Annotated in this window: 10 protein-coding genes; 6 read left to right on the top strand and 4 right to left on the bottom strand. The window is 60.3% G+C overall.

The annotated features are described in order from the left end of the window. Positions 1-266: 266 nt before the first annotated feature. The gene (locus tag E3O56_RS13560; protein ID WP_248128415.1) at positions 267-1298 is read right to left on the bottom strand and encodes a LacI family DNA-binding transcriptional regulator; all 1032 of its coding nucleotides are present in this window, start codon (positions 1296-1298) and stop codon (positions 267-269) included. A 212-nt stretch (positions 1299-1510) separates the two neighbouring features. On the opposite strand from E3O56_RS13560, the gene E3O56_RS13555 reads away from it, so the two are divergent. Together E3O56_RS13555 and E3O56_RS13550 are read left to right on the top strand one after the other, a co-directional pair. Next, a complete protein-coding gene (locus E3O56_RS13555; protein ID WP_032879784.1) occupies positions 1511-2044 on the top strand; it encodes a gluconokinase in 534 nt (177 codons plus the stop codon). 84 nt (positions 2045-2128) lie between these two features. Beyond that, positions 2129-3481: a GntP family permease gene (locus E3O56_RS13550; protein ID WP_032902782.1), complete on the top strand. Its 1353-nt coding sequence runs from the start codon at positions 2129-2131 to the stop codon at positions 3479-3481. 138 nt (positions 3482-3619) lie between these two features. On the opposite strand, the gene alaC is transcribed toward E3O56_RS13550, so the two are convergent. Further along, a complete protein-coding gene (alaC, locus tag E3O56_RS13545) occupies positions 3620-4837 on the bottom strand; it encodes an alanine transaminase (protein WP_032879786.1) in 1218 nt (405 codons plus the stop codon). 196 nt (positions 4838-5033) lie between these two features. On the opposite strand from alaC, the gene E3O56_RS13540 reads away from it, so the two are divergent. Next, positions 5034-5516: a GyrI-like domain-containing protein gene (locus tag E3O56_RS13540; protein WP_248128412.1), complete on the top strand. Its 483-nt coding sequence runs from the start codon at positions 5034-5036 to the stop codon at positions 5514-5516. A gap of 66 nt (positions 5517-5582) precedes the next feature. On the opposite strand, the gene E3O56_RS13535 is transcribed toward E3O56_RS13540, so the two are convergent. Continuing rightward, positions 5583-6074 (bottom strand): GNAT family N-acetyltransferase, encoded by a 492-nt coding sequence (locus E3O56_RS13535; protein ID WP_032879790.1) that lies wholly within the window; start codon positions 6072-6074, stop codon positions 5583-5585. A 145-nt stretch (positions 6075-6219) separates the two neighbouring features. Here E3O56_RS13535 and E3O56_RS13530 point away from each other — a divergent pair, with 145 nt between their 5' ends. The 3 genes from E3O56_RS13530 to E3O56_RS13520 are packed head-to-tail and all read left to right on the top strand — an operon-like array spanning position 6220 to position 8258. Further along, a complete protein-coding gene (locus E3O56_RS13530) occupies positions 6220-6639 on the top strand; it encodes a nuclear transport factor 2 family protein (protein ID WP_032879792.1) in 420 nt (139 codons plus the stop codon). A gap of 42 nt (positions 6640-6681) precedes the next feature. After that, entirely contained in the window at positions 6682-7032 is a 351-nt protein-coding gene (locus tag E3O56_RS13525; protein WP_248128411.1) for a YciI family protein, read from the top strand. Beyond that, a complete protein-coding gene (locus E3O56_RS13520; protein ID WP_148852584.1) occupies positions 7029-8258 on the top strand; it encodes an RNA polymerase sigma factor in 1230 nt (409 codons plus the stop codon). The genes E3O56_RS13525 and E3O56_RS13520 overlap by 4 nt, the downstream gene beginning before the upstream one ends. Before the next feature lie 21 nt (positions 8259-8279). Here the strand turns inward: E3O56_RS13520 and E3O56_RS13515 are convergent, their stop codons facing one another. Beyond that, a complete protein-coding gene (locus tag E3O56_RS13515; protein WP_032879795.1) occupies positions 8280-9134 on the bottom strand; it encodes a LysR family transcriptional regulator in 855 nt (284 codons plus the stop codon). Between the last annotated feature and the right edge of the window lie 79 nt (positions 9135-9213).

Raw genomic sequence — 9213 nt, 5'->3', positions numbered from 1 at the left:
GTATCAGTATGGAAAAGGAAAGAACGGATTACCTATATCGGGAGCAAGCCCCCTCCCACATTTGGACCGAGTAAGGTCTCAGCAGCGTGGTGTGTGCTGGTCCATGGCCTTGCCGAGCAGCGAGTTAAATGAGGGTGGCAGCTGTACGCAGGTTAGTAGACCGGTGGACACTCAAAGCCGGCGCACCCGAAAGTGCCCTACGCACAGCCGCCATTAACACAGGCAGACTTCTGATCGTTCCCACGCAGAGCGTGGGAACGAGCGGGTCAGGTGCTCTCCCGCACCTGCAACTCAAACCCCATATCCACCACCGGCTTGGCGATCTTGTTGCCCGCCATGATGGTCAGCAAATGCTCCGCCGCACGTCGACCAATCGCCTCGCGTGGCGTGCTGATGCTGCTCAGGCGCGGCACCATGAATGCCGACGCGGGCAAGTCGTTGAAGCCCAGCACCGCGACACGCTCCGGCACCTTGATGCCGTGACGCATGGCTTCAAGCAGTGCGCCCTGGGCCAGGTCATCGTTGCCGAAGAAGATCGCATCCACATCCGGATGCGCTGCCAGCAATTGCAGGAACAGTTCGCCGCCCAGGCCCACGGAAGAGGGCCGTGGCGTCAATAGTTCCAGCGCTGGGTCGTACATGCCCGCCTGCTGCAAGGCGCGGCGGAAACCTTCACCGCGCAACAACGTGCGCTGATCCAACTGTGCGCCGATGTAGGCCAGGCGCTTGCGCCCCCGGGACAGTAAATGTGCCGCTGCCGTCTCGCCTGCTGCCAACTGTGAGAAACCCACGCAGTTCACCCCGGCATTGGGGTCCAGATCCATCATGTACACGCACGGCACATTGCTGGTCTCGACCATTCGTCGCGCGCTTTCGGTGCGGTCGAACCCGGTCAGCAGCAAACCCCGTGGCTGGTAGGCCATGTAGTTGCGCAACAGGTTTTCTTCTTCATCGCGCGAATAATGGGAGTTGCCGATCAGCACTTCAAAGCCCTTGGGCCGCAGTACCTGATGGATGGCTTCCAGTGTTTCGATAAACAACAGGTTGGACAGCGACGGCACCAGCACCACCACCGATTGGCTCTGGGCCGACGCCAGGGCGCGAGCGGCGGGGTTGACCACGTAGCTGAGTTCGGCGGCGGCCTGCTGGACTTTTTCCACCAGTTCGGTGGCCACGGTGCTGATACCGCGCAAGGCCCGGGAGGCGGTGATTGGGCTGACCCCGGCCAGGCGTGCAACTTCATTGAGGGTAGGGCGGCCCGTCGTGCGGGTATTTTTATCGTTCTTGGAGGTCATCAGGCGGCTTGCCAAACAAAAATCGAGGCACTAAGGTAGCGCTGTCTCCAAAGGGCTGCAAATTATTGAACCTAGGGTTGCCTGATCCGGTTCGAATGATTGGAGCAGATGCACGCGTCACTCCATAAAAATGACAAGTCGGCGCGGGAAAAGCCTGTTTTTGCACTAGCCTTATGCTGTGCAAAGGTAGCGCTATCTGCGTCCTGAGGTGTTTCATGAGTCAACCTGTTACCGCCCTGGTCATCATGGGTGTTTCCGGCTGTGGCAAGTCCAGCGTCAGCGAAGCCCTGTGCCGCCTGAACGGCGCCACTGCCATTGAAGGCGACAGCTTTCACCCCGCCGCCAACATCGAAAAGATGAGCGCCGGCCACCCCCTTAACGACGACGATCGCGCCGGCTGGCTCGACATCCTGTGCGATGAACTGCGCCGGTCGCTCACAGCGGGCGAGCATCCTGTGCTCACCTGTTCAGCCCTGAAAAAGAAATACCGCGACCACCTGCGCGAAGCCGCGCCGGGCCTGGGCTTTGTCTTCCTGGAGCTGACCCGCGAAGTGGCCGCCGACCGCGTGTCCCACCGCCCCGGCCATTTCATGCCGGCAAGCCTGATCGACAGCCAGTTCGCCACCCTCGAATCGCCCAAGGGCGAGCCGCTGACCCTGGCCCTCAATGCCAGTGAAGACAGCGTCGAGGAGCTGGCCGAGCAGACCAACGCCTGGTGGCTTAAGCACGGCTTTGAACCAACTCATTAATTTTTTGCCGGAAAAGATAGCGCTATCCCCGGCAGGAAATTCAACACCCGCTTTAATAACAACAACAAACAGGAGAGACCCCCCATGTTTGGCATGTCCCACGAGTCTTACCTGCTGCTAGATGCAGTGGTCACTATCATCGGGTTGATCGTTCTGATCACCAAGTTCAAGGTGCACCCGTTCATTGCACTGATCATCGCGGCCGGTTTCCTCGGCCTGACCTCGGGCATGCCCGTGGACAAGATCATCAAGGCGTTCCAAGACGGTTTCGGCGGCGTGCTCGGCTTTGTCGGCATTATCCTCGCGCTGGGCACGATGCTCGGCAAGATGATGGCCGAATCCGGCGGTGCCGATCAGATCGCCCAGACCCTGATCCGCGCCTTCGGCAAAGAGAAGGTCCAGTGGGCCATGATGTTCGCCGCGTTCCTGGTGGGCATCCCGCTGTTCTTTGAAATCGGCTTTGTGCTGCTGATCCCGCTGGTGTTCATCGTGGCACGGCGTACCGGTGTATCGCTGATCAAGATCGGCATCCCGCTGCTGGCCGGCCTGTCGGCGGTACACGGCCTGGTGCCACCGCACCCGGGCCCGCTGCTGGCGATTGGCGTGTTCGGCGCGGATATCGGCAAGACCATTCTGTACGGCCTGATCGTCGCACTGCCGACCGCCATCATCGCCGGCCCGATCTTCGGTACGTTTATCGCCAAGTACATTCCGGGCAACCCGTCCCAGGAACTGGTCGATCAACTGGCCCGCGAGCCTGAAAACAAAGACCTGCCGAGCTTCAGCATTACCCTGGTTACCGTGTTGCTGCCGGTGTTCCTGATGCTGCTGAAAACCTTTGCTGACATCGCCTTTGCCGAAGGCAACGTGGTGCGCAACTGGATGGACATGATCGGCCACCCGATCACCGCCTTGCTGCTGGCTTTGTTGCTGTCGCTCTACACCTTTGGCCATCGCCAGGGCATCCATTCCAAGCAGATCCTCAAGCTGCTCGACGCCAGCCTGGCGCCGACCGCCGCGATCATCCTGATCATCGGTGCCGGTGGTGGCTTCAAGCAGATGCTGGTGACCAGCGGCGTGGGTGATGTGATCGGTCATATGGCAGTGAACGCACAGATCAACCCGATCCTGCTGGCGTGGCTGGTGGCGGCGGTGATTCGTATCGCCACCGGTTCAGCGACGGTCGCGACCATTACCGGTGCAGGCATTGTGGTGCCGGTGGTCGGCATGATTCCGGGCGTCAACCGCGAGTTGCTGGTGCTGGCGACGGGCGCGGGTTCGTTGATCTTGTCGCACGTCAACGATGCGGGGTTCTGGCTGGTCAAGCAGTACTTCAACATGACCGTGGCCGAGACGTTCAAGACCTGGACGGCGATGGAGACCATCCTGTCGATCGTGGCTCTGATCTTCATCATGTTGCTGTCGTTGGTGGTGTAAGCCACACCGCACAGTCTGGGGTGAAAACCCAATCAAATGTGGGAGGGGGCTTGCTCCCGATGGCGGTGGATCAGTCACCAGATGTATCGACTGAACCACCGCCATCGGGAGCAAGCCCCCTCCCACATTTTGACCGAGTTAGACGCTGGCTTTGGGTACTAGCCCATCGGCCCTGAACATCCCGCGAATCCCGCGCACCGCCTGGCGGATCCGGTCCTGGTTTTCGATCAGCGCAAAGCGTACGTGATCATCGCCATACTCGCCAAAACCAATCCCCGGCGACACACACACCTTCGCCTCCAGCAGCAACTTCTTGGCAAATTCCAGCGAGCCCATGGCGGCATACTGTTCGGGGATTTTTGCCCAGACGTACATCGACGCCTTGGGGTTCTCCACCATCCAGCCCAGCTCATGCAGGCCCTTGACCAGCACGTTGCGGCGCTGGCGGTACTGCTCGGCGATGTCTTTGACGCACTGCTGATCGCCTTCCAGCGCAGCAATCGCCGCGACTTGCAGCGGTGTGAACGTGCCGTAGTCGTGGTAGCTCTTGATCCGCGCCAGGGCGTTGACCAGTTCGGGGTTGCCCACCATGAACCCGATGCGCCAGCCGGCCATGTTGTAGCTCTTGGACAGGGTAAAAAACTCCACCGCGATGTCCTTGGCGCCGGGTACCTGCATGATCGAGGGGGCTTTCCAGCCGTCGTAGACGATATCGGCGTAGGCCAGGTCGTGTACCACCAGCACGTCGTATTGCTTGGCCAGGGCGATCACTCGCTCGAAGAAATCCAGCTCCACGCACTGCGCAGTGGGGTTGGACGGGAAGCCCAGGATCATCATCTTTGGCTTGGGGATCGAGCCGCGAATTGCCCGTTCCAGCTCGGCGAAAAAGTCCACGCCCGGCACCAGCGGCACCGAACGTACCTGGGCACCGGCAATCACCGCACCGTAGATGTGAATCGGGTAGCTGGGGTTGGGCACCAGCACGGTGTCGCCCTGGTCCAGGGTGGCCAGCATCAGGTGCGCCAGACCCTCTTTGGAACCGATGGTGACGATGGCTTCCGACTCGGGGTCGATATCCACTTCATAACGGTCCTTGTACCAGCGCGAAATCGCCCGGCGCAGGCGTGGAATGCCTTTGGAGGTGGAGTAGCCGTGGGTGTCTTCACGCTGGGCGACGGTGACCATTTTTTCCACAATGTGCGGTGGCGTGGCGCCGTCGGGGTTACCCATGCTCAAGTCGATGATGTCTTCGCCGCGCCGACGCGCAGCCATCTTCAGCTCGGCAGTGATATTGAAAACGTAAGGGGGGAGTCGATCTATGCGCGCAAAGCGGCGCGGCGAACCTTGGTCGGCCATTGTTGCCTCGAGAGTACGTAAGCGCCCGGAACCGTCCGAGCGACGTCGGCCACTGCGGTGGCCTGCGAGGCTGACAATACGGGCGATGATGGCAAGTTGTCCAGATGCGTAGGAAAAATTTCTACATGGAGTGTGGCGCGGATATGCCCCTATACTCGATGCGGGTTTGTTCCCTCATAAGAAGGAGACTGTTCGTATGGATCAGCAGACAAAACAACCGTTGGAGCCACGCATGGAAGCCGGCAAAGCGCTGGTGATCGCCGGTGTGCAAGGGCGTTATTCGAAGGCCACCGTGGGCGATATCCCACGGTTGTGGGAGTTGTTCGACACCTGCATCAAGGACATCAAGAAGCGCGTGGGTGGGGTGACCTATGGGGTATGCCACAACCCCCATCACGGCGAATTCGATTACATGGCGGGGGTTGAAGTCCCGACCAAGGGCGATGTGCCCAGCAACTTCGAGTTCATCGAAATCCCCCCGCTCAACTATGCCGTGTTCCCCCATTACGGGCCGGTGCAGGCGCTTGAGCAAACCTACGAACGCATCATGTTCGAATGGCTGCCGCATTCGGGCTACAAGGTGATGGGGGCGGATTTCGAGCGCTATAGCGCAGATTTCGATGGGAGGAAGGGCACGGGGACGGTGGAAATCTGGCTACCGGTTGGCGAGCGGGGCTGACTCCGCATTCGATGTCACGTAAACACGACAGGCGCGCGTGAAAGTCCTGTTTACGTGACATTACCGTTACGAACTGAATATCCAGCGCAACCGGCGCTCATATCCAACCCGTCCCTTGTAGGCCTCGCCGCTGTCCACCCATCCCGCCCCGAGATACAGCCCCATCGCCGCCAGGTTGTGCGTGTCCACAGACAACTCCAACCCTTTGATCTGCGGCCATGCCGCGAGCGCGATGGCCGGTAGTGCCTGTAAACACGCCTTGCCGAACCCAAGCCCCTGCTGACTGCGATCCACCTGCAACGCATGCAGCGTGGCGCTGTGTTCATCGGCCCAATGGGGCAGGCAGGGGGGGCGCTTGAGCAGCAGGAAGGCCACGGGAATGTCGTCTGCCAAAAACGCAAAGCCTTTGACCCCAGGGCTTGGGTTGGCCAGCAAGGTATTAAGGGCGCAGTAGATATCTCCGCTAAACGGCAATTGTTCAGGATGAACTTCGATGGCGCCCACTTGCTGTTGTTGCACAGCATTGAGCGCCTCGTAGGCAACAAGGCGGGTTTGCATCGGGCTATCCGAACGGCTGCAAAGAAGGGCTCAGTTTATCGGGTTTGACCTATGGGAAATTATTTTTCCGTGGTGTGTCGATTGGCACGAAGGCCATTCGACTAAGAGTGTCCTACGTGATTTTCCACCCCAAGGAGTCATCGCCATGAGCACTGCCATCAACCACCTGATCGAGCAATGGAAACAAGCCGTCGTCAGTCGTGATATCGACAAGATTGTCAGCTTTTACGCCGACGATATCGTCTCGTTCGATGCCGTAACCGCTTTGCAATTCAAAGGCAGGGCGGCCTACCGCGCGCACTGGGAAGAATGCATGAAGCATTGCCCCGGCCCCGGTATCTTCGAGTTTCATGAACTGCATATCGTCCAAGCGCCAGACAGCGCGTTCGCTCACTGGCTGGCCCACTGCGGCGGTGCCGGGCCCGATGGTGAGGTGAAAGCTTGCTGGATGCGCGTGACCGCCGGGTACCAGCGCATCAATGGCCAATGGAAAGTGGTGCATGAACACTGGTCGGCGCCCTTTGATATGCAAAGCGGCACGGCACTGTTCGATCTGGAACCCTGAGCGCCGCGAACTATAGTCAGTCATCCGAACACGGAGAACGCCATGAAATATCTGTGCCTGATCTACAGCGACGAACAGGTGTTGCATACCTCGCCCGACAGCCCCCACGACTCGGAGTGTCTCGCCTATGCGCAGGCCATCCAGGCCAGCGGGCGGATGCTGGCCGCCGAGCCGCTGGAGCCGGTGGCCACCGCCACCACCGTGCGTATGCGCAATGGCAAGGTGTCGATCACCGACGGGCCGTTTGCCGAAACCAAGGAGCAGCTCGCCGGGTTCTACCTGATCGACGCCAGGGACCTTAACGAAGCGATCCAGATGGCGGGTGGCATTCCGGCGGCCCGGGTCGGCAGTGTGGAAGTGCGCCCGGTGCGCGAACTGAACCTGCCGCAATGACGCTCAGTGGTCAGGTCGAAGCCATTTACCGTAGCGAGTCACGGCGTGTGCTTGCCACGCTGATTCGCGTGCTGGGTGATTTCGACCTGGCCGAGGAGGCGCTGCATGAGGCGTTTTTTGTCGCCGTGCAGCGCTGGCCCGAGGACGGCATACCGGATAACCCACGGGCCTGGCTGGTATCGACCGGCCGCTTCAAAGCCATCGACCGCCTGCGCCGCCAGGCGCGGTTTACCCCGTTGCTGCAAGAGCAGGCCGACACGCTGCAGGCAGCTGACTGGAGCGATGACGACGTGGAAGATGACCGCCTGCGCCTGATCTTCACCTGCTGCCATCCGGCGCTGGCCCCTGATGCCCAGGCCGCGCTGACCCTGCGTGAGATCTGCGACCTCAGCACCGAGCAAATCGCCCACGCGTTCCTGGCCACACCTGCCACCATCGCCCAGCGCATCGTGCGCGCCAAGGGCAAGATCCGCGATGCGAAAATTCCTTACCAAGTGCCGTCCCGAGCCGAATTGCCCGAGCGATTGGACAGCGTGTTGCGCGTGATTTACCTGGTGTTCAACGAGGGCTACACGGCCTCCACTGGGGCGGACCTGACGTGCGAAGACTTGACCCTGGAGGCCATTCGCCTGTGCCGTTTGCTGATGCAATTGCTGCCGGAGCCGGAGGTGATGGGCTTGTTGGCGTTGATGCTGTTGCATGAGTCGCGAAGGCCCGCACGCACCTCGGCCAACGGCGAACTGGTGCTGCTGGATGCTCAGGACCGTGGGCTGTGGGATAGATCTCTGATAGCTGAAGGCTGCAACCTGGTGGAGCAGGCGCTGAGCACCCGGCGCTTCGGGCCCTATTGCTTGCAGGCGGCGATTGCGGCGGTGCACGCCGAGGCTGCCTGCGCCGGGGAAACCGATTGGCGACAGATTATCGGGCTCTACGATGTACTGCTCAGAGCGGTACCCTCGCCGGTGATCGAATTGAACCGGGCAGTTGCGGTGGCGATGGAGCAGGGGCCATTGGTGGGGTTGGCGCTGGTGGAGGGCATTTTGCAACGCGGTGACTTGCACGATTACCACTTGGCGCATTCGGCCCGCGGGGAGTTTTGCCGGCAGTTGGGACGGCTTGAAGAGGCCCGTGCAGCGTACGAAAAAGCTCTGTCGCTGACCCAACAAGTCCCGGAAAAGCGCTTCATCATGCGCCGCCTCGCCGAACTCAATCCCCCCAGACAATGACTATCCAAATGTGGGAGGGGCTCAGTCGAGCATCTTGCCCAGCAACCAACTCCCAGCAGGCCCCGGTGGGTGTTGGCGTGACCACAACGCATCCACCGCCACCGAGCGCGGCCAACTGCGAACCTTGAGTTCGACCAACTGATTGCCGCCAAAACGTTCCACCAGCCAGCGTGGAATCGGTGCCCAGCCAAAACCCAGTTGCGCCATCTCCATCAACATCAGGTAACTCGGTGCCGACCACACACGCTGAGTGCTGCGGTTTTCATTGGGGTTGATGATGCTTGCCAAGCGCAGTTCCCGGTGTTGCTGCAAGACGTGCGCAAGCACCCTGTCCAGGCCAGCCAATGGGTGTTTAGGCGAAACGAACAGCGCGATTTCCGTGCGTTCTTCCACGCAGGAGAAGGTCAGATCCGGCGGGTAAATCTCTTGTTTCTCGATAAACGCAATCTGTGCCCGGCCGCTTTGTACCAGCGCGATCAGGTCTTCGCATTCGGCGATCAGGCATTCCAGCTCAAGGTCCGGATAGCGTTGCTCGAAGGCTGTGAGGGCGATTTCGAATCGATCCGATTGGTAAGTATCGGACATGGCGATACTCAACTTCGGCTCCAACCCCTGGGATAACTGACTGGCGGCCAACTCCAGGCGACTGCTGGCCTCCAGCACCTGTTCGGCCCGTTGCAGCAGTACCTGCCCCGCCGCAGTCAAGGTGGGTTTGCGGCTGCTGCGATCAAACAGCACAACGTTCAGGTCAATCTCAAGGCTGGCCACCGCCGCGCTGACAGTCGACTGGCTTTTGCCCAGCTTGCGCGCAGCGGCGGAAAACGAGCCTTGGGTAGCGGCCTGGACAAACGCCTGGAGCACTTCGTGGGAGGCCATACTATCGCCTTGCTCGATGGTTATTGGTTATGAAGTATCGAGACAAAGCCTGATCATGGCAACCATCGTCATTCACGGA

This window comes from Pseudomonas sp. W2Aug9 (assembly GCF_023127755.1).
Classification (GTDB): domain Bacteria; phylum Pseudomonadota; class Gammaproteobacteria; order Pseudomonadales; family Pseudomonadaceae; genus Aquipseudomonas; species Aquipseudomonas synxantha_A.
Note: the sequence above shows the minus strand (reverse complement) of the source record. Positions and strands in the feature narration are given on the sequence as shown.